Origin of the sequence: Halomonas sp. B23F22_20, from assembly GCF_043496985.1 — a bacterium.
GTDB lineage: Bacteria > Pseudomonadota > Gammaproteobacteria > Pseudomonadales > Halomonadaceae > Halomonas.
On the sequence record NZ_JBIEKH010000020.1, the window covers coordinates 18,468 to 37,902 of the forward strand.

Annotated in this window: 17 protein-coding genes; 15 read left to right on the plus strand and 2 right to left on the minus strand. The window is 69.0% G+C overall.

Going from position 1 to position 19,435, the window contains the following annotated elements:
• Both ACGTN6_RS16050 and olsF read left to right on the plus strand, forming a co-directional pair.
• On the plus strand, positions 1-1,323 hold the full coding sequence (locus ACGTN6_RS16050; protein WP_394593590.1) for a sodium ion-translocating decarboxylase subunit beta: 1,323 nt from the start codon (positions 1-3) through the stop codon (positions 1,321-1,323).
• A 136-nt stretch (positions 1,324-1,459) separates the two neighbouring features.
• Complete coding sequence (gene olsF, locus ACGTN6_RS16055; RefSeq protein ID WP_394593461.1) at positions 1,460-3,247, plus strand: bifunctional ornithine lipid synthase OlsF; 1,788 nt, start codon at positions 1,460-1,462, stop codon at positions 3,245-3,247.
• On the opposite strand, the gene ACGTN6_RS16060 is transcribed toward olsF, so the two are convergent.
• Complete coding sequence (locus ACGTN6_RS16060; protein ID WP_394593463.1) at positions 3,188-3,814, minus strand: IMPACT family protein; 627 nt, start codon at positions 3,812-3,814, stop codon at positions 3,188-3,190. The two genes, olsF and ACGTN6_RS16060, sit on opposite strands and share 60 nt — an antisense overlap.
• Entirely contained in the window at positions 3,814-4,284 is a 471-nt protein-coding gene (lexA, locus tag ACGTN6_RS16065) for a transcriptional repressor LexA (protein ID WP_394593466.1), read from the minus strand. The genes ACGTN6_RS16060 and lexA overlap by 1 nt, the downstream gene beginning before the upstream one ends.
• Positions 4,285-4,488: 204 nt before the next feature.
• Here lexA and ccmA point away from each other — a divergent pair, with 204 nt between their 5' ends.
• The 13 genes from ccmA (at position 4,489) to ACGTN6_RS16130 (ending at position 19,387) form a co-directional block, all read left to right on the plus strand.
• On the plus strand, positions 4,489-5,148 hold the full coding sequence (gene ccmA, locus ACGTN6_RS16070; protein WP_394593469.1) for a cytochrome c biogenesis heme-transporting ATPase CcmA: 660 nt from the start codon (positions 4,489-4,491) through the stop codon (positions 5,146-5,148).
• A 55-nt stretch (positions 5,149-5,203) separates the two neighbouring features.
• Positions 5,204-5,872: a heme exporter protein CcmB gene (gene ccmB / locus ACGTN6_RS16075; protein WP_394593593.1), complete on the plus strand. Its 669-nt coding sequence runs from the start codon at positions 5,204-5,206 to the stop codon at positions 5,870-5,872.
• 17 nt (positions 5,873-5,889) lie between these two features.
• Positions 5,890-6,630: a heme ABC transporter permease gene (locus ACGTN6_RS16080; RefSeq protein WP_394593471.1), complete on the plus strand. Its 741-nt coding sequence runs from the start codon at positions 5,890-5,892 to the stop codon at positions 6,628-6,630.
• A complete protein-coding gene (ccmD, locus tag ACGTN6_RS16085) occupies positions 6,630-6,836 on the plus strand; it encodes a heme exporter protein CcmD (RefSeq protein WP_394593473.1) in 207 nt (68 codons plus the stop codon). The genes ACGTN6_RS16080 and ccmD overlap by 1 nt, the downstream gene beginning before the upstream one ends.
• Positions 6,833-7,321, plus strand: coding sequence for a cytochrome c maturation protein CcmE (ccmE, locus tag ACGTN6_RS16090; RefSeq protein WP_394593475.1), 489 nt, complete (start codon positions 6,833-6,835; stop codon positions 7,319-7,321). Before ccmD ends, ccmE begins: the two co-directional genes overlap by 4 nt.
• A gap of 12 nt (positions 7,322-7,333) precedes the next feature.
• Complete coding sequence (locus tag ACGTN6_RS16095; protein ID WP_394593477.1) at positions 7,334-9,328, plus strand: heme lyase CcmF/NrfE family subunit; 1,995 nt, start codon at positions 7,334-7,336, stop codon at positions 9,326-9,328.
• On the plus strand, positions 9,325-9,855 hold the full coding sequence (locus ACGTN6_RS16100; RefSeq protein ID WP_394593479.1) for a DsbE family thiol:disulfide interchange protein: 531 nt from the start codon (positions 9,325-9,327) through the stop codon (positions 9,853-9,855). The genes ACGTN6_RS16095 and ACGTN6_RS16100 overlap by 4 nt, the downstream gene beginning before the upstream one ends.
• Positions 9,843-10,310, plus strand: a complete 468-nt coding sequence (locus tag ACGTN6_RS16105) for a cytochrome c-type biogenesis protein (protein WP_183388357.1) — start codon at positions 9,843-9,845, stop codon at positions 10,308-10,310. Before ACGTN6_RS16100 ends, ACGTN6_RS16105 begins: the two co-directional genes overlap by 13 nt.
• On the plus strand, positions 10,307-11,536 hold the full coding sequence (gene ccmI / locus ACGTN6_RS16110; protein WP_394593482.1) for a c-type cytochrome biogenesis protein CcmI: 1,230 nt from the start codon (positions 10,307-10,309) through the stop codon (positions 11,534-11,536). Before ACGTN6_RS16105 ends, ccmI begins: the two co-directional genes overlap by 4 nt.
• Positions 11,536-15,030 carry a chromosome segregation protein SMC gene (gene smc / locus ACGTN6_RS16115; RefSeq protein ID WP_394593485.1) on the plus strand — a complete coding sequence of 1,165 codons (3,495 nt, stop codon included), beginning with the start codon at positions 11,536-11,538 and terminating at the stop codon, positions 15,028-15,030. The genes ccmI and smc overlap by 1 nt, the downstream gene beginning before the upstream one ends.
• A gap of 226 nt (positions 15,031-15,256) precedes the next feature.
• Positions 15,257-16,807 carry a cell division protein ZipA gene (gene zipA / locus ACGTN6_RS16120; RefSeq protein WP_394593487.1) on the plus strand — a complete coding sequence of 517 codons (1,551 nt, stop codon included), beginning with the start codon at positions 15,257-15,259 and terminating at the stop codon, positions 16,805-16,807.
• Between the two features lie 211 nt (positions 16,808-17,018).
• Complete coding sequence (ligA, locus tag ACGTN6_RS16125) at positions 17,019-19,118, plus strand: NAD-dependent DNA ligase LigA (protein WP_394593489.1); 2,100 nt, start codon at positions 17,019-17,021, stop codon at positions 19,116-19,118.
• Positions 19,115-19,387 (plus strand): YheU family protein, encoded by a 273-nt coding sequence (locus ACGTN6_RS16130; protein WP_183387522.1) that lies wholly within the window; start codon positions 19,115-19,117, stop codon positions 19,385-19,387. Before ligA ends, ACGTN6_RS16130 begins: the two co-directional genes overlap by 4 nt.
• Positions 19,388-19,435: the final 48 nt, after the last annotated feature.

Sequence of the window (19,435 nt, forward strand, 5' to 3'; positions counted from 1 at the left end):
ATCGACAAGATTCTGACCCTGTGGACCGGCTCGGGACTCTACAACCTGAGCCCCGGCCAGGCGGTGATGCTGGCGGTGGGCCTGCTGCTGCTGTGGCTGGCCATTGCCAAGAAGTTCGAGCCGCTGCTGCTGGTGCCGATCGGCTTCGGCGGCATCCTGGCCAACATTCCCGAGGCCGGGCTGGCGCTGTCGGCTGCCGAGCAGGCCGCTCACCTGGCCGGCGCGGAGATGCTTCGGTCGCTGGCGGCCGCCCTGCAACTGGACCTGGCGCCCGGCGCCGGGGTCGAGGCCTGGCGCCATGCCGTCGGCGAGGCGCTGCACGGTGACACCGCCCCGGAACTGATCCGCGCCGCCAATGACGTCGCGCTGGGCGCCGGCTTCGCTCACGGCATGCTGTACCAGTTCTACAGCGTGGCCATCGCCTCGGGCATCGCGCCGCTGGTGATCTTCATGGGCGTGGGGGCGATGACCGACTTCGGCCCGCTGCTGGCTAACCCGCGGACCCTGTTCCTGGGCGCCGCCGCCCAGTTCGGCATCTTCGCCACCCTGCTCGGGGCGGTGGGCATGACCACGCTTGGCTGGATGGACTTCTCGCTCAACCAGGCCGCCGCCATCGGCATCATCGGCGGGGCCGATGGCCCCACCTCGATCTACGTGTCGAGCATCCTGGCGCCGGAGCTGCTGGGGGCCATTGCCGTGGCGTCCTACTCCTACATGGCGCTGGTACCGCTTATCCAGCCGCCGATCATGCGCGCCCTGACCACGCAGCGCGAGCGCGGGATCGCCATGACCCAGCTGCGCCCGGTGTCCAAGCGCGAGAAGATCGTCTTCCCGATCAGCCTGCTGATCCTGGTGGTGCTGTTCCTGCCGGACGCCGCGCCGCTGCTGGGGATGTTCTGCTTCGGCAATCTGATGCGCGAGTGCGGCGTGGTGGAACGGCTCTCCGACACCGCCCAGCATGCGCTGATCAATACCGTGACCATCTTCCTCGGGCTCTCGGTGGGCTCCAAGCTGATGGCCGATCGCTTCCTGGCCGTGGAAACCCTGGGGATCCTGGCGCTGGGCATGGTGGCCTTCGCCATCGGCACCGCCTGCGGGATCCTGATGGCCAAGCTGCTCAACGCCGTGAGCAAGATGCCGATCAACCCGCTGATCGGCTCCGCCGGGGTCTCGGCGGTGCCCATGGCGGCACGGGTGTCGAACAAGGTGGGGCTGGAGTCCAATCCCCATAACTTCCTCTTGATGCATGCCATGGGGCCCAACGTGGCCGGGGTGATCGGCTCGGCGGTGGCCGCCGGGGTGATGATCAAGTACCTGGGCTGAGCCGGCCTCGCCCTGTCACGCGCAACGGCGCCCTTCGGGGCGCCGTTCGTCTTTGTGGCCGCCATCTTCCTGTCACCTGCCGTCCCTAGCCTGAGCGCATCGGCGCCCCCGGGGCGTCTGGCGAGGAGAAGGCGGCATGATCGATATCGAGCGGGCCCTTTGTGACAAGGCCCCAAGGTTGGCGGCTCGGCCGCCGTGGCTGTTCGGGCCGCTGGTGGCGGGGCTGCGCCACCTGGTGCACGAGCGCGAGATCAATGATTTCCTGGAACGCCACGGCGAACTCGGCTGGTGCGAGTTCATCGATCGGGTGTTCGAGCATCTCGATGTCGGCTATACCCTGTCGTCGAGGGATCGCGAGCAGATTCCCGATACCGGACGTGTGGTCGTGGTCGCCAACCACCCGCTTGGGGCGCTGGACGGCCTGGCGCTGCTGCGCATGGTGGCCGAGGTGCGCCCGGACGTGAGTATCCTGGCCAACGACCTGCTGCTCCAGCTGGCGCCGCTGTCGGAGGTGCTGCTGCCGGTGGATAACCTGTCACGGCGCGGGCTGCGCCGCAGCCTCTCGCAGATGGTCGAGGCCCTTGAGGCGGAGCGGGCGGTGATCGTCTTTCCTGCCGGAGAGGTGTCCCGTGCTAGCCCGGCCGGGGTGCGCGACGGCAAGTGGCACTCCGGCTTCCTGCATGCCGCGCGGCGCACCAATGCGCCCTTGCTGCCGGTCCACGTCCGCGGGCGCAACTCCCCGCGCTTCTATGCCCTGACCTCGCTGCGCAGTGAATTGGGGCCGCTGCTGTTGCCCAGCGAGATGTTTCGCCAGCGTGGTCGGCACATCGCCTTGCGGGTCGGCGGGCCGATCCCGCTGGCGCGCTTCGACCGCGGAGACCTGGCCAATTCGGTCAAGCTCAAGCTGCTGCGCAAGCACGTCTACCGGCTGGGACGCGGGCGTCGCGGCGTGTTCGTCGGCGAGACCGGCATCGCGCGGCCAGAGCCGCGCCAACGCCTGCGTGAGGAGCTACGCGAGGCGGAGTCTCTGGGCGAAACCGCCGACGGTAAGCGTATCCTGCTGTTCGACAGCCGTCCGGACTCGGCGGTGATGCGTGAGATCGGCCGGCTGCGTGAAGTCGCCTTCCGCCGTGTCGGCGAGGGTAGCGGGGGCAAGCGCGATCTGGACGCGTTCGACGACTATTATCGCCACCTTGTGCTGTGGGACGACCGCGACCTGGAAATCGCCGGCGCCTATCGCCTCGGCGAGGTGGGGCGGATCCTCGATCGGCACGGCGTGACCGGGCTCTACGGCGCCACGATCTTTCACCTCGAGCAGGCGCCCTGGGAGGACTGGCGGCACGGGCTCGAACTGGGACGCAGCTTCGTCCAGCCGCGCTACTGGGGGCGGCGTAGTCTGGATTACCTGTGGGTCGGGCTGGGCGCCTACCTGCGCCGCCATCCCGAGGTGCGCTGGCTGTTCGGGCCGGTTACGCTGCCCAATCACCTGCCGCCGCTGGCCAAGGAGCTGCTGGTCAGCTACTACCGCCACTACCACGGGGACGCCGAGAGCCAAGTGCGGCCGCGCACGCCCTGGCGGATCTCCCGGGCGGGGCAGTTGGAGGCGGAGCGGTTGTTCCATGGTGACGATGCGCGGGAGGATTTCCAGCGCCTGCGACACGGCCTGCAGGCGCTGGGCGCTAGCGTGCCGGCCCTGTACAAGCAGTACGTGGAAGTCACCGAACCCGGTGGCACGCGCTTCCTGGCTTTCGGCGTGGACACCGCCTTCGGCTACTGCACCGATGGCCTGGTGGCGGTAGACCTGGCTAGGCTGAAGCCCGAGAAGCGGGCTCGCTATCTAGGTGCGTCGTCGGCGGCGGCCGGGTCAGGCGGCGTCGGAGTCGAGGCGCTCGAGCCGCCCCTTGAGCCGGCTGGTGAGCGCTGACAGGTCGCGGTCGAGATCCCGCGGCCAGCCCAGGGTCAGCACCACGCCGTCGGCGCCATAGTCGGCGGCGTCCACGGGAATGTCGTGTTCGGCGCACCAGGCACGGGCCTGGGCCTCGCCGGCGAAGTCGACCTTCAGGCGCAGCGGATCACGCTCGGTGACCTCGCTCCTTGGCAGGATTTCCAGCGCCTCGCTGACGGCCTGGCCGTAGGCGCGGGCCAGGCCGCCGGTGCCGAGCTTGGTGCCGCCGAAGTAGCGGATCACCACGCAGCCGATCTGGCCGATGCCGGCGCCTTCCAGTACCTGATACATGGGTCGACCGGCGGTGCCGCCGGGTTCGCCATCGTCGGAGAAGCCGATGGCCCGCTGTTCGCCGGGCGGGCCGGCGATGAAGGCGCTGCAGTGGTGACTGGCGTTCGGATGGGCGTGACGCGCGGCCGCCAGCAGGGCCTCGAAGGCGGCCACGTCCGGGGCGTGACAGACCCAGGCGATGAAGCGGCTCTTCTCGACTTCGATTTCGCTCTCGTGCCATGTCCCGGCAGGCAGGTCGGGGATGGGGTAGCGCATCAGGCGGCCAGGTCCGGTTGGCGCACCACGCCCATCACCAGGCCGAGCACCTGGATGTCGCTGTTCTTCAGGCAGATGGGCGGCATGGCCTCGTTGGCCGGCTGCAGGCGCACGCCGGACTTCTCGATGTAGAGCTTCTTCAGGGTGACCTCCTGGTCATTGATCATCACCACCGCGGTTTCGCCGTTCTCGGCGCTCTCGCGACGTTCGATGATGATCACATCTCCGTCGAAGATGTTGCAATCGATCATCGAGTCGCCGCAGACCCTCAGCGCGTAGGTGTTGCGCTTGACCATACGGCTTGGCACCTCGACGCTACCGGCGTCGATGCAGGCATCGATGGGCATGCCCGCGGCGACGCTGCCGAGCAGGGGAACTTCGACCAGGTCGTCGGCGTCGAGCGGTGCCCAGGCCTCGGCGATGGGCAGGTTGGGCTGGCGGAACAGGTACTGCGGTTCAAGGCGTGACATGGCGCGGTGTCCCTCGTCGGCAATGACTGTTGATACATACAGTACATGGCCAGCATAGCAGGCAACGGGCATCTGGCAAGGGGCGCGTTGCCGGCGAACATGCCGCAGGGCAAGCGCCGCGTGCTCTGCGGCCTCCCTCGACTGGCGATGAAAACCTTTTCCGTGTACAGTGCCGAGCCATATTTCCCATGCCCGGAGAGCGCCTTGAGCCTGCGCCTGCAAGCCCGACGGCTGGCCTGTGAGCGAGACGACCGCTGGCTGTTCCACGATCTCGATCTGGAGATCCGGGCCGGCGAGATCCTGCGCGTCGAGGGCCCCAACGGCAGCGGCAAGACGACCCTGCTCAAGATCCTTTCCGGCCAGCTGGCGGACTACGAGGGCGAGGTGCTGTGGAACGGCGCTTCGCTGCGTCGGGTGCGCCGCGATTTCCTCGCCAACCTGCTGTATCTGGGACATGCCCCGGGGGTGAAGGCGGCGCTGACGCCGCTGGAGAATCTCGCCTGGTATCAGGCGCTGGCCGGCCAGGAGGGTGACGGAGAGGGCGGCGGCGAAGCCGCGCGGCTGGCAGCGCTCGAGGCGGTAGGCCTGGCCGGCTTCGAGGACCTGCCTGTTGCCCAGCTCTCCGCGGGGCAGCAGCGCCGCGTGGCCCTGGCCCGGCTGGAGCTGACGCCGCGCCCGCTGTGGGTGCTCGACGAGCCTTTCACGGCCATCGACCGGGACGGCGTCGTCGCCCTGGAGGCGCGCCTGGCGGCGCACGCCGAGCGTGGCGGCAGCGTGCTGGTGACCACTCATCACGAGCTGCAGGCTTCCGGTAACCTGCGCCGTCTGCGGTTGGGCGAGGGAGGTCGTGGTGTCGAGCGCTGATCCGCGGCCCGCAGCACCGCCGCTGCCCCTGGCCGGGGAACCGGAAGGCGGCCTGATGGTCGCAGTTCGGGCGACCCTGCGCCGCGATCTGGTGCTGCGGCTGCGCGGGCGCGGTGAGGTGTGGAACCCGCTGGTGTTCTTCGCCCTGGTGATCACCCTGTTCCCGATCGGCATCTCGCCGGATCCGACGCTGCTGGCGACCATCGCGCCGGGTCTGCTGTGGGTGGCGGCGCTGCTGGCGGCGCTGCTGTCCCTGGACGGGGTGTTCCGCGGCGATTTCGAGGACGGCAGCCTGGAACAGCTGCTGCTTTCGCCCCAGCCGCTGCCGGCGCTGGCGCTGGCCAAGGTGGCGGTGCACTGGCTGCTCACCGGCCTGCCGCTGGCGCTGATGGCGCCGGTGCTGGGCATCATGCTGTCGCTGCCGATGGGCAGCTACGCGGTGCTGGCGCTGTCGCTGGCGCTGGGCAGCGCCAGCCTCAGCCTGATCGGCGCCATCGGCGCCGCGCTCACCGTGGGGCTGTCCCGTGGGGGCGTGCTGTTGTCGCTGCTGGTGCTGCCGCTCTATATTCCGGTGCTGATCTTTGGCGCCGGGGCCGTCCAGGCGGCGATCCAGGGCGGTGGTGTGGCGGCCCATCTGGCGATTCTCGGCGCCTTGCTGGCCGCGGCGCTGATCTTCGCGCCCTTCGCGATCGCGGCGGCGCTGCGCATCAGTCTCAACGGTTGAGGTAACGACACGGCATCATGTGGGCCTTCATTCACAAGCTCGGTTCCCCCAAGGGGTTCTACGCCATCAGCGCACGCTGGCTGCCGCCGTTCTGGGTGGCGGCGGTGGCGCTGATCCTGGGCGGCGGCGTCTGGGGGCTGGCCTTCGCCCCGGCCGACTACCAGCAGGGCAACAGCTTCCGCATCATCTACGTCCACGTACCGGCGGCCTTCCTGGCCCAGTCGATCTTCGTTGCCATGGCCGCGGCCGCCCTGGTGTTCATGGTCTGGAAGATCAAGCTCGCCGACATGGCGGCGGCGATGATGGCCCCGCTGGGCGCCGGCATGACCTTCGTGGCGCTGCTCTCCGGTGCCGTGTGGGGGGTGCCCACCTGGGGCACCTGGTGGCAGTGGGATGCGCGCCTGACCTCGATGCTGATCCTGCTGTTCCTCTACCTCGGGGTGATCGCCCTGCGCGGTGCCTTCGCCAGCCGCGACGGCGGCGCCCGGGCGGCCTCGGTGCTGGCCATGGTGGGCGTGATCAACATCCCGATCATCAAGTACTCGGTGGAGTGGTGGTACACCCTTCATCAGCCGGCGAGCTTCTCGATCATCGAGAAGCCGGCCATGCCCGCGTCGATGTGGTGGCCGCTGCTGCTGATGGTGCTCGGCTTCTACTGCTTCTTCATCGCCGTGACCCTGATGCGCACGCGCAGCGAGATCCTGCGCCGCGAGTCGGCCAAGCGCTGGGTGCGCGAGCTGGTCGGGGAGGGTAGCTGATGGCTTTCGCGTCGCTGTCCGAATTCTTCGCCATGGGTGGCCACGCGCCCTATGTCTGGACCGCCTACGGCGCCACCGCCGCGCTGCTGCTGGGCGTGGCCTGGCATGCCCGAGCCGAGCGTCGGCGAGTGCTGCGTGACCTCCGCCGCCGGGTGCGCCGCGAGCGGCGCCAGGCCGGCACCACCGGAGAGGGACAGAACCGATGAGAGCCAAGCGCAAGCAGCGACTCTACGTGATCCTGGGGCTGGTGACCCTGGCGGCCATCGCCGTCGGGCTGACGCTCTACGCCCTGCGCAGCAACATCAACCTGTTCTTCAGCCCGGTGCAGATCGCCGAGGGTCAGGCCCCGTTCGAGCGCCAGATCCGGGCCGGCGGCATGGTCAAGGAGGACTCGGTGGCCCGCGACCCGGACAGCCTCGACGTCGCCTTCACGGTCACCGACTACGTCGAGGACCTGGAGGTCCGCTACAGCGGCATCCTGCCCGATCTGTTCCGCGAGGGGCAGGGCGTGGTGGTAGTGGGTCGGCTGCAGCCCGATGGCTGGCTGCGGGCCGACCAGGTGCTGGCCAAGCACGACGAGAACTACATGCCCCCCGAGGTGGCCCAGGCCCTGGAGGACGCCGGCTACTCGCCGGAGGACTACCAGGACAAGGCCACCGACGTGGCCAAGCGGCTCGAGGCCGAGGACTGATCCGGAGACGCCATGTTGACCCCGCTGATTCCCGAAATCGGTCACTTCGCGCTGATCATCGCGCTGCTGATGGCGGCGCTGCAGGCGGTGGTACCGCTGGCCGGGGCGGCGACCCGGCGGCCGCTGTGGATGGCCTATGCGCGCCCCATGGCCGCCGGACAGTTCCTGTTCCTGATCGTCGCCTATGCCTGCCTGACCGCCAGCTACCTGCTCGACGACTTCAGCGTGGCGACCGTGGCCAACAACTCCAACTCGCTGCTGCCCTGGTACTACAAGGCCAGCGCCGTGTGGGGCAATCACGAGGGCTCGATGCTGCTGTGGAGCCTGATCCTCGGCGCCTGGACCTTCGCCGTCAGCTGCTTCTCACGCGAGCTGCCGCGCGACATGCTGGCGCGTGTGCTGGGGGTGATGGGCCTGGTCTCGGCCGGCTTCCTGGCCTTCGTGCTGATCACCTCGAATCCCTTTGCGCGGCTGCTGCCCAACCCGCCCGCCGACGGCGCCGACCTCAACCCGCTGCTTCAGGATGTCGGCCTGATCATTCACCCGCCGATGCTCTACATGGGCTACGTCGGCTTCTCGGTGGTCTTCGCCTTCGCCATCGCCGCGCTGCTCGGCGGTCGCCTGGATGCCGCCTGGACCCGTTGGGCGCGGCCCTGGACCAACGTCGCCTGGGCCTTCCTCTCGGTGGGCATCGCGCTGGGCAGCTGGTGGGCCTACTACGAACTGGGCTGGGGCGGCTGGTGGTTCTGGGATCCGGTCGAGAACGCCTCGCTGCTGCCCTGGCTGGCCGGCACCGCGCTGATCCACTCGCTGGCGGTGACCGAGAAGCGTGGCGCCTTCAAGAGCTGGACGGTGCTGCTGGCGATCTCCACTTTCTCGCTGTCACTGATGGGCACCTTCCTGGTGCGCTCCGGGGTGCTGACATCGGTGCACGCTTTCGCCAACGATCCCTCCCGGGGGCTGTTCATCCTGGTGCTGCTGGGCATCACCGTGGGTGCCTCGCTGCTGCTGTTCGCCCTGCGTGCGCCCCGGGTCAGCCACCGGGTCGGCTTCACCTGGCTGTCGCGGGATGCGCTGTTGCTGGTCAACAACATCCTGCTGGTGATCATGACGGTCACCGTGCTGCTGGGCACCGTCTACCCGCTGCTGCTCGATGCCCTGAACCTGGGCAAGATCAGCGTCGGCCCGCCCTACTTCAATGTCTTGTTCGTGCCGCTGACGGTGATCCTGTGCGTGTTCATGGGGCTCGGCCCCCTGGCGCACTGGAAGCGCACCGCCGGCGGCAGCCTGATCCGGCGGGTCTGGCTGGCCGGCGCCGCGGCGCTGGGCATCGGCCTGCTGGCGCCGCTGGTCTACGGCGGTGAGTGGAATCTCAAGGTCACCCTGGGGCTGGTGGCGGCGCTGTGGGTGGTGCTGCCGCTGGTTCGCGACCTGTGGGAGAAGAGCCGCGACAGCAAAGGGCGGCGCCTGGCCGGCCTGCGCCGCCTGTCGCTGGCTCACTGGGGCATGGTGCTCGGTCACCTGGGCCTGGCGGTGACCATCGTCGGCGTCACCGTGGTGTCGAACTACGCCGTGGAGCGCAACGTGCGCATGGCGGTGGGCGACAGCGTCGAGGTGGCCGGCTACACCTTCACCATGACCGAGCTTGGCAGCCGCCGCGGACCCAACTACGTCGCCGACGCGGCGCGCATCCAGGTGCGCCGCGGCGACGATGCTCGCGGCTTCGTGATGACCCCGGAGAAGCGCCTCTACATCGCCCGTGGCATGCCGATGACCGACGTGGCGCTGCGCCCGGGGTTGTTCCGTGACCTCTACGTGGCCATGGGCGAGGACCTGGGCGATGGCAGCTGGGCGCTGCGCCTGCAGTACAAGCCCTTCGTGCGCTGGCTGTGGCTGGGCGCGCTGCTGATGGCCGTCGGCGGCATCCTGGCGGTAATCGATCGCCGCTACCGGCGGGCGGCCACCGCCCCGGATCCCGAACGCGTCCCGCGGGAGGTGGCCGCATGAAGCGTCGCCTGCTGTTGCTGCTGCCGCTGGTCGGCTTCCTGGTGCTGGGCGGCTTCCTCTACCAGGGACTCTCGATCAATCCCGCCGAGCGCGACTCGGCGCTGGTCGCCAAGCCCTTCCCGGCCTTTGCGCTGAGCGCCCTGGACGATCCCGGCCGGACCGTCGACGCCTCGCTGTTGCAGGGGGAGGTCACCCTGGTCAACGTCTGGGGCGAGTGGTGTCCGACCTGCAAGCAGGAGATGCCGCAGCTGCTGGAACTCGCCGATCGCGGCGTGCGCCTGGTCGGCGTCGACTACAAGGACAGCCGCGAGAAGGGCCGCCAGTTCCTGGCCGAGTTCGGTAATCCCTTCGAGGTCAACCTGTTCGATCCCGAGGGCAGCCTCGGCTTCGACCTCGGCGTCTACGGCGCCCCGGAGAGCTTCCTGGTCGATGCCGACGGGGTGATTCGCTATCACCACACCGGCTATATCTCGCCGGAGGACGTGACCGAAGTGATCCTGCCGGAGGTGGAAAAATGGCGCGACTGATCCGCGTGTTGCTGATGCTGGCGCTGCTGGGGCCGGCGCTGGCCCAGGCCGCCATCGAGGTGCGCGACTTCGACGACCCGGTGATGCGCGAGCGCTTCGCATCGCTGACCGCGACCTTGCGTTGCCCCAAGTGCCAGAACCAGTCCATCGGCGATTCGGATTCGCCGATCGCCGGCGACATGCGCCAGCGGGTCTACCAGCTGCTCGAAGACGGCCGCTCGGACAAGGAGATCCTCGACTTCATGGTGCGCCGCTTCGGCGACTACGTGCTCTACAACCCGCGCCTGGAAGGGCGCACCCTGCTGCTGTGGGGGCTGCCCGCCGCCCTGCTGCTGGGCGGCGCCCTGCTGGTGGTGCTGGTGGTGCGGGCACGGCGCCGGGCCTCGTCCCGGCGGCTCTCCGCCGATGAGCGGGCGCGGCTGGACGCATTGATCGGCCGGGAGGAGCAGCGATGATCGCACTGTGGCTCGCTTTTGCTCTGCTGCTGGTGCCGGCGCTGTGGCTGCTGGTGCTGCCGCTGCGGCGCGCCGGCGCCGTGGCCCGGGCCCAGGCCGACTACGAGGCCGACGATCGCACTACCCGGCAGAACGTCGCCGTCTACCGTCGCCGGCTGGCCTCTCTGGAGGCCGCTCGCGAGCGCGGCGAGATCGATGCGGCGCGCTTCGACGAGGATCGCCTCGAGCTCGAGCGCAGCCTGCTCGACGATGCCTCGGCGTCGACCCGTTCACCGCTCAAGCCGGCCGGTGCTGGCAAGCTGCTGGTGCCGCTGGCGATGGTCGCCCTGGTGGTGGTCAGCGTGCTCTGGTATCGCTGGGAGGGCGCCGAGGGTGACCTGGCGCTCTACCGCATCCAGCAGCAGGTGATGGCCGACCCCGAGGCCAGCTTGCCCGAACTGATCGGCCGCCTGGAGACCCAGGCCGCTCGCCAGCCCGACAATCCCAACGTCTGGCGCTCGCTGTTCCCGCTCTATCGCGACAGCGGACGCGTCAGCGAGGCCGATCGCGCGCTGACTCGGCTGTTGGACCTCGAGGGGCGCACTCCCTGGCTGCTCGCCGAACTGGCCCAGCTGCGCTATTTCGCTGCCGGCCGCGAGCTCACGCCAGACGTTCAGGCGCTGGTCGACGAGGCCCTGGCGGCCGATCCGGGCCAGCCCACCGTGCTTGGCATGCTGGGCATCGAGGCCTTCGAGAGCGCCGACTACGAGACGGCCATCGACCGCTGGCGTCGCGCCATCGCCGGCATGGACAATCCCGAGGCCGCCGAGGCTCTGCGTCAGGGCATCCGTGCCGCCCAGCGACGTATGGGCCAGACGCCGGACGCGAGCGGGGCGCCGGGCGTCCGCGTGCGCGTCAGCCTGGCCCCCGAGCTGGTCGGACGCCTGGACGCCGACACCGCCGTGTTCGTGGTGGCCCGGGACATGGCCGGCGAGCTGCCGCCCCTGGCGGTGGTGCGCACCACCCTGGGCGAGTTGCCGACCACCCTGACCCTCGATGACGGCGACGCCATGGCCCCCGGAGCCCGGCTGTCCGCTGTCGAGGACGTGCGCCTGGTGGTGCGGGCCTCGGCCAGCGGCCAGGCCGAGCCCCATCCCGGCGACCTGATGGGACGGCTCGAGGGGGTGGCGGTCGGCGAGGCCGACGGCGAGCCCGAACCGCTGGTCATCGACAGGGTCGTGGAATAATGCGCCTGAAGTCGATTCGCCTGGTGGGCTTCAAGTCCTTCGTCGACCCTATCACCGTGCCCTTCGACGGCAACATGACCGCCATCGTCGGGCCCAACGGCTGCGGCAAGTCCAACATCATCGACGCGGTGCGCTGGGTCATGGGCGAGTCGTCCGCCAAGACCCTGCGCGGCGAGTCGATGACCGACGTCATCTTCAACGGCTCCACCGGGCGCAAGCCGGTGGGCCAGGCCTCCATCGAGCTGCTGTTCGACAACCGCGACGGCACCATGGGCGGCCCCTATGCCCAGTACGCCGAGATCTCGGTCAAGCGCCAGGTCACCCGCGAGGCACAGTCCAGCTACTTCTTCAACGGCCAGAAATGTCGCCGCCGCGATATCTCGGACCTGTTTCTGGGCACCGGCCTGGGGCCACGCTCCTACGCCATCATCGGCCAGGGCATGATCTCGCGATTGATCGAGTCACGCCCCGAGGAACTGCGCTCCACCCTCGAGGAAGCCGCCGGCATCTCCAAGTACAAGGAGCGACGCCGCGAGACCGAGAACCGCATGCGCCGTACCCAGGAGAACCTGGAGCGCCTGGAGGACATCCGCGAAGAGCTCGACAAGCAGCTCGAGCGGCTCAAGCGCCAGGCCGACGCGGCGCGCCGCTATCAGACCCTCAAGCAGGAAGAGTATCGGCTCAAGGGCGAACTGGCGCTGCTGCGGGGGCGTGCCCTGCGCGCCAGCCAGGACGAGGAGGAGAGCCGGGTCCGCGACCTCGAGACCGCGGTGGAGCGCGAGGTGCTGGGACTGCGCCAGTGCGAGACCCGCCTGGAGGAGGCCCGCGCCGAGCACGACCAGTTGGCGACCGAGCTCGAGGGCTACCAGACCCGCTTTCACGAGACCACCACCGCCATCGCCCGCCTCGAGCAGGACCTCGAGCACACTCGTGCCCGGGACCAGCAGCTGGCTCGCGACCTTGAAGCCGCCCGCCAGGAGCTGTCGGATCTCATGCGGCTCGGCGAGGACGACGGCGAGCGCCTGGCGCGCCTCGACGAGCGCCTCGAGACGCTGGGGCCCGAGCAGGAGGAGGTCGCCGAACGGCTCGCCGAGCTGGAGGCGGCCCTGGAAGACGCTGAGCCGCAGGCCGAAGAGGCGGACGCCGACTGGGAAACCTTCGGCGAGACCTGGCAGGCCGACAGCCGCGAGGCCGAACGCGCCCAGGATCGACTTCGCGAGCAGGAGTCGCGTCTCGAACGCATCGACGCCGATGTCCGCAAGCGTCGCCAGCAGCGCGAGGAACTTCCCGACATCGCCGGGCTGGAAGCTCAGCGCGACGAGGTGGCCGAGCGCCTGGCCGAGCTCGAGGAGCGCCTGGCCGATCGTGAAGCGCGCCGCGAGCAGGGCCAGGCCGACCGCGATGCCGCTCGAGAGGCGGTGCGCGAGGCCGAGGCGGGGCGTGAGGCCGATCGCCAGCGGCGCAGCACCCTGCAGGGCGAGCTGGCCTCGCTCGAAGCACTGATCCAGGCGGCCCTGGCCGATCACGACGAGACCCTAGACGACCACCTGGCCGCCCAGGGGCTCGCTCAGGCGCCGCGGCTCGGCGAATGCCTCGAAGTGGAGGCCGGCTGGGAGGACGTCGTGTCCTGGGTGCTGGCGCCCTGGCTGCGTGCCCGGCTCGCGCCGCTTGCCGACGGCGCGAGCCTGTTGACGCCGTCGCTGGCGCCCGAACTGGGGCTGCTCGAGGCCGCGGAGCGTGAGGCTCCGGCCGGCAGCCTGGCGGCCCGGGTTCGAGGCGCCGGGGCGGCGGCCCAGTGGCTGGCCGGGGTGCGCTGCGCGCCGAGCCGCGAGCAGGCCTGGGCCGAGCGCGACGGCCTGGCGCCCGGCGAGAGCCTGATCACCGCCTGCGGGCTGTGGCTGGGCGACGGCTGGGCGCGCCACCGCGGCCAGGACGAGGGCCCCGATGCGCTGCTGGTCAGCCGCCGCCGCGAGGCGGAGGTCCGCGAGGAGCTCGCCGAGGTGGAGGCGCGTCTCGAAACCCAGGAAGAGCGCCTCGCCGAGGCCGCCGAACGCGTCGAGCGGGCCGAGGAAGGGCTTGAGACACTGCGCCTCGAGGAGCGTGACCTCGAGCAGCAGCGTCAGCAGCTGGCGGTACAGGACAGCGGCCTGGCCAGTCGGCTCGAGCATCTTCAGGGCCGCGCCGATGAACTCGGCGAAGAGCTCGAGGGGCTGGCCGAGTCCGCCGAGGAAACGCGCCTGGCCATCGGGGAGACCCGCGAGCACTGGCAGGCGGCCATGGCCCGTCTGGAGGAAGGCGCCGAGACCCGCGAGCGCCTGGAGCGGTCTCGTCAGCAGGCCCGCGAGCGGCTGGCCCAGCTGCGCTCCCAGCAGCGTCCGCTGGCCGAGCAGGCCCAGCGGCTGGCGCTGGAACACCAGCGGCTGACCACCGAACGGGCCGGCCTGGCCGAGCAGCAGGGGCGTTCCGGGGAGGCGCGCGAGCGTCTCGAACAGCGCTGTGCCGAGCTCGAAGAGGCCCGAGAGGGGCTCTTCGAACCCGACGAGGAGCGCCGCGAGCGCCTCGAGGAGCTACTGCACCGGCGCGAGCGGGAGGAGCGCGAGCTCAACGCGGCGCGCTCCCGGGCCGCCGGTCTGGTGGAGCGGCTGCGCGAGGACGAGCAGGCTCGCCAGGGGCACGAACGCCAGCTCGAGGGCATTCGCGAGCGGCTGCAGGAGTCGCGCATGCAGGTCCAGGCGCTGGCGCTCAAGGCCGAGACCCAGGACGAGCAGCTGCGCGAGCTGGGTCACGACGCGACGGCCCTGACCGAAGGCCTCGATCCCAATGCCACCGAGTCGGCCTGGCAGACCCGTCTGGAGGAGGTCGGCGAACGCATTCGCCGGCTGGGGGCCATCAACCTGGCGGCCATCGAGGAGTACGACCAGCAGGCCGAGCGGCGCGACTACCTGGAGGCGCAGCATCGCGAGCTCAGCGAGGCGCTGGAGACCCTGGACCGGGCGATTCGGCGTATCGACCAGGAAACCCGCACGCGCTTCCGCGACACCTTCGAGCGAGTCAATAGCGGTCTGCAGACGCTTTTCCCCAAGGTCTTCGGTGGCGGGACCGCATGGTTGACCCTGACCGGCGAGGATTTGCTGGAGACCGGGGTGGCTATCATGGCTCGCCCCCCCGGCAAGAAGAACAGCACCATTCATTTGCTCTCGGGGGGAGAAAAGGCCCTCACCGCGTTGTCCATGGTATTCGCCATCTTCCAGCTCAATCCGGCTCCCTTCTGCATGCTCGACGAGGTGGATGCCCCGCTCGATGATGCCAACGTGGGACGCTATGCGAAGCTGGTGAAGGAGATGTCGGACTCGGTACAGTTCATCTATATCACCCACAACAAGATTGCGATGGAAGCCTCGGAACGATTGATGGGTGTGACCATGCAGGAGCCGGGGGTGTCGCGTCTGGTGGCGGTGGGCGTCGATGAGGCGGCGGCCCTGGCCGAGGCCTGATGGGCTTGAACGCCAACGGCAAAAGGGTTAACAAGGAAGAAAGCGATGTTGCATTGCACGTATATGAAGGGATTTTCGCAGGGCGATTGCAGAGGACCGGTGCGAGTTCCGTTAAAAAAGAGCGGACTTGACAACCAAAATAATTGGTCCTTTTTCGGGCAATCGCGCTATGCTGTTGACGGACAACCATCAGGCATGGCGCCTTAGCAAAAAGGCATGACGACCCATGGAACTAAGAGAGTGGCTGATCATTCTGGGGCTGGCGCTGGTGACGTTGATCGTCATCGACGGCGTGCGTCGCCTGCAGCGCCAGCGTCTTGTCCCGCGCCTCGACCAGGCCGGACACGATGCCCAGGGCCCCGATGAGGACCCCGAAGCAGTGGCCCGCGAGGCCGAAATCAACTGGGAGCTGCCCAACGGAGGGGCGCGAGTCGTCAGGCCGGCGGACGAGCGAGGCGTACAGCCCAAGCCCAAGCTCCAGCGCCAGGATCACCCTGGCCCGTCTCGCATACTGTCGGAATTCCGCCGGCAGCAGGGCGATCAGGAGTCGGCCGAGTCGCTGCCTCCCAAGGTCCAGCGACAGGCGGAAGACAGGCCGTTGCGTGAGAGCGAGCGCCCGTTCGCGGCCCGGCACCGGGAAGAGCAGGACGTGGCGTCCGCTCATGCGCGCGTCGCGGACGCGGCAGAGGCGCGCCCGTCCGCCGATGCCGGCCGGCCTGCGCCGGCGGAGGCTCCCCCGAACGACGCGGCGCGTCGCGAGCCCGCCCTCGGCGATGACGCCGAACGGCCCGAGGCAGACGCGCCTGAACCGCTGGTAGCCGACCCCGCCGATCACGATGGCTACGATGAGGAGCATTATCGGCTGGTCGACCTGGAAGGCATGGGCGACTCCCTGAAGAGCGGCTCCCGGCGGGTCGGCTCCTCGGTGCAGCGCTTCGGGGCCTCCCTGCAGAAGAATCTCGCGGAACGACGCGATCAGAAGCGTGCCCGCCGTGAGCAGGAGAAAGCCGAGAAGGCGAAGCGTGAACAGGCTGCCCGCGAGGCGCGGCAGGCCGAGAAAGTGAAGCGCGAACAGGCCGCCCGCGAGGCGCAGCAAGCCGAGGAAGTGGCTCGTCAGCAGCGTGAGGCCGAGGCCCGCGCGCACGAGGTCGAGCGTCGCCAGGCGGCCGAGCTCGAGGAGAACGATCCGCTGTTCGCTCCCCGCCGCGAGGCCTCCGCCGAATCGTCGAGCCCTCCGCCCCAAGAAGACGACGTGGTGCGTGCTCACCCGGTGCTCGAGAAGGCGCTGCGTCACGACGTCGACGCCGATCATGCCCGTGACACCCTGGGCGAGGCCGAGGAGCTGATCGTGATCAGCGTCATGGCGCGCGGTGAGGAGGGGTTCTCCGGCACCGCACTGCTCGACCTGATGCTGGCCTGTGGCCTGCGTTACAGTCGCGACATGGGTATCTTCCATCGCTTCGAGACCGAGGATCCGGGCAGTGCCCTGCAGTTCTCGATGGTCAACGTGGTCAAGCCGGGGACCTTCCCCATCGAGGCCATGGACGATTTCCTCACCCCGGGCATCACCCTGCTGATGCCGCTGCCGGGGGCCTCCGACACGTCGGCGGCCTTCGAGGCCATGGTCGAGACCGCGATGGTCATCGTCCGTCACCTGGGCGGCGAGCTGAAAGACGAGAACATGAGCGTGATGACCGCGCAGACCGTCGAGTTTGCTCGCCAGCGCGTGCAGGAGTTCGAGCGGCGCCATCGTCTGCATCGCTATCAGGTCAACTAAAGCCGTAAGCTGGAAGAGAAGAGCAACCCCCGTGAGGTCACCCCACGGGGGTTGCTGCTTTGGTAAGCTAGGGGATTATGCTGGCTTCGAGCTTCGAGCTTCGAGCTTCGAGCTTCGAGCTTCGAGCTTCGAGCTTCGAGCTTCGAGCTTCGAGCTTCGAGCTTCGAGCTTCGAGCTTCGAGCTTTCGCTATTGATCGAGACACGGATGACATGACCCACCCCGACCCCACGATTGAGGACGAGGCGGCGCGCCTGCGCGCCGAGCTCGAGGACGCCAACTACCGTTACTACGTGCTCGACGAGCCGCGCATGACCGACGCCGACTATGACCGTCGGCTGCGTCGGCTGCAGGAGATCGAGGCCGAGCATCCCGAGCTGGAGACGCCCGACTCGCCCACCCAGCGGGTCGGCGCAGCCCCCGCGGAAGGCTTTCCCGAGATCCAGCACGCAGAGCCGATGCTGTCGCTGAACAACGCCTTCGACGAGGAGGAGCTTTCGGCTTTCGCCAAACGGGTCGCCGATCGGCTGGAGACCAATGCCGACGAGTTGGTCTTCTGCTGCGAGCCCAAGCTCGATGGCGCCGCCGTGTCGCTGGTCTACGAGCGCGGCGAGCTGGCCGTCGGCGTGACCCGGGGCGATGGACGCACCGGCGAGGGCATCACCTCCAACCTGCGGACCCTGAAGTCGATACCGCTGAAGCTGCGCGGCTTGCCAAAGAAGTTGAAAGATAAGGAGTGGCCCGAGCGGCTGGAGGTTCGCGGCGAGGTCACCATGCGCCATGCCGAGTTCGAGGCCATGAACGAACGGGCACGTGCGGAAGACACCAAGGTCTTCGCCAATCCGCGCAACGCCGCGGCCGGCAGCCTGCGTCAGCTCGACCCGCGAGTCACCGCCACCCGACCGCTGGAATTTACCGCCTATCAGCTGGTTAGCCAGGATATGGCGAGTCTCGCCAATATCGATACCTCGACCCACAGCGAGCAGATGGCGCTGCTTCGCGAGTGGGGATTCCGGGTCAATGCCGAGTTCGAGGTCGTCCACGGTGCCGAAGGCATCATCGACTACTGCCGCCGGCTCGGCGAAAAGCGCGACGGGCTCGGTTACGACATCGACGGCGCGGTGATCAAGGTCGACGACCTGCGCCTGCAGCGCGAGCTGGGCTTCGTGGCCCGGGCGCCGCGCTGGGCGATCGCCTTCAAGTTTCCCGCCCAGGAACAGGTCACGCGGCTCAATGACGTCGAGTTTCAGGTCGGCCGCACCGGCGCCATCACCCCGGTGGCGCGCCTCGAACCGGTCTCGGTGGCCGGCGTCACGGTCTCCAACGCGACCCTGCACAACGCCGACGAGATCGCGCGGCTCGGGGTGATGATCGGCGACACCGTGGCCGTGCGCCGGGCCGGCGACGTCATCCCCCAGGTGGTACGCGTCCAGCTCGACGAGCGCCCGGAAGATGCCCGGGAGATCGTCTTCCCCCAGCGCTGCCCGGTCTGCGACTCGCAGATCGAACGTCTCGAGGACGAGGCCGTGGCGCGCTGCTCGGGCGGGCTCTATTGCGCCGCCCAGCGCAAGGAGGCGCTCAAGCACTTCGCCTCGCGCCGGGCGTTGGACATCGAGGGGCTGGGCGAGAAGCTGATCGACGGGCTCGTCGAGCGCGACTGGGTGAAGACCCCGGCGGACCTGTTTGCCCTCGAGGCCGAGCGCCTGGCCACGCTGCCGCGCATGGGCGAGAAATCCTCCGAGAACCTGGTGGCGGCGCTGGAGAAGGCCAAGGCGACCACGCTCTCGCGCTTCATCTACGCGCTCGGCATCCGTGAAGTGGGCGAGGCCACCGCCGCCAACCTGGCGCGCCACTTCGGCACCCTCGAGGCGCTGATGGCGGCCGACCGCGAGGCGCTGGAAGCGGTGGATGACGTCGGGCCCATCGTCGCTGCCCACGTACATACCTTCTTCCAGCAGCCGCACAACCGCGAGACGATCCAGGCGCTGATCGACGCTGGGCTGCGCTGGGAGGAAACCGAGGTAGAGGTCGGGCCTACGCCGCTCGAGGGTCAGACCTGGGTGCTCACCGGCACCATGGAGAGCATGACCCGTGACCAGGGCAAGGCGCGGCTCCAGGCGCTGGGCGCCAAGGTCTCCGGCAGCGTGTCGAAGAAGACCGCCTGCCTGGTGGCCGGCGAGGCCGCCGGCAGCAAGCTGACCAAGGCCGAGCAGCTCGGCGTCGAGGTGATCGACGAGGCGACCTTCATCGAGCGCCTGGCGGGATGGGAAAGTGGCCGTTCCGATCAGGACACGCAGGAGGAAAACGCATGATTGGCGATCGCTTTATCGAGGTGCCCTACCGCATGCTGCCGGGAGAGACCCTGGATGGCCTGCTGGAAGCCTTCGTCACCCGTCAGGGTTACGACACCACCGATACTGGCGAGGGCATGGACGGCTGGGTCGGCGAGCTCAAGCGCCAGCTGGAGCGCGGCGAGCTGCTCATCGCTCACGATCTCGAGACCGAGACCACCGAGGTGATGACCCTGGCCCAGTGGCGGGCCTTCGGACGGGATCTGGCCGACGACGAAGAGGAAGGTTGATCCCGCGAGTCGAGTGCTCGAACGCAAACGGCGCCCCGAGGGGCGCCG

What these genes read in the sequence shown, in the direction of transcription:
- smc (WP_394593485.1), top strand. Translation starts at nt 11,536, where the DNA reads ATGCGCCTGAAGTCGATTCGCCTGGTGGGCTTCAAGTCCTTCGTCGAC.
- ligA (WP_394593489.1), top strand. Translation starts at nt 17,019, where the DNA reads ATGACCCACCCCGACCCCACGATTGAGGACGAGGCGGCGCGCCTGCGC.
- ACGTN6_RS16080 (WP_394593471.1), top strand. Translation starts at nt 5,890, where the DNA reads ATGTGGGCCTTCATTCACAAGCTCGGTTCCCCCAAGGGGTTCTACGCC.
- ACGTN6_RS16130 (WP_183387522.1), top strand. Translation starts at nt 19,115, where the DNA reads ATGATTGGCGATCGCTTTATCGAGGTGCCCTACCGCATGCTGCCGGGA.
- ACGTN6_RS16095 (WP_394593477.1), top strand. Translation starts at nt 7,334, where the DNA reads ATGTTGACCCCGCTGATTCCCGAAATCGGTCACTTCGCGCTGATCATC.
- ccmE (WP_394593475.1), top strand. Translation starts at nt 6,833, where the DNA reads ATGAGAGCCAAGCGCAAGCAGCGACTCTACGTGATCCTGGGGCTGGTG.
- ccmD (WP_394593473.1), top strand. Translation starts at nt 6,630, where the DNA reads ATGGCTTTCGCGTCGCTGTCCGAATTCTTCGCCATGGGTGGCCACGCG.
- ccmB (WP_394593593.1), top strand. Translation starts at nt 5,204, where the DNA reads ATGGTCGCAGTTCGGGCGACCCTGCGCCGCGATCTGGTGCTGCGGCTG.
- olsF (WP_394593461.1), top strand. Translation starts at nt 1,460, where the DNA reads ATGATCGATATCGAGCGGGCCCTTTGTGACAAGGCCCCAAGGTTGGCG.
- ccmI (WP_394593482.1), top strand. Translation starts at nt 10,307, where the DNA reads ATGATCGCACTGTGGCTCGCTTTTGCTCTGCTGCTGGTGCCGGCGCTG.
- lexA (WP_394593466.1), bottom strand. Translation starts at nt 4,284, where the DNA reads ATGTCACGCCTTGAACCGCAGTACCTGTTCCGCCAGCCCAACCTGCCC.
- ACGTN6_RS16100 (WP_394593479.1), top strand. Translation starts at nt 9,325, where the DNA reads ATGAAGCGTCGCCTGCTGTTGCTGCTGCCGCTGGTCGGCTTCCTGGTG.
- ACGTN6_RS16060 (WP_394593463.1), bottom strand. Translation starts at nt 3,814, where the DNA reads ATGCGCTACCCCATCCCCGACCTGCCTGCCGGGACATGGCACGAGAGC.
- zipA (WP_394593487.1), top strand. Translation starts at nt 15,257, where the DNA reads ATGGAACTAAGAGAGTGGCTGATCATTCTGGGGCTGGCGCTGGTGACG.
- ACGTN6_RS16105 (WP_183388357.1), top strand. Translation starts at nt 9,843, where the DNA reads ATGGCGCGACTGATCCGCGTGTTGCTGATGCTGGCGCTGCTGGGGCCG.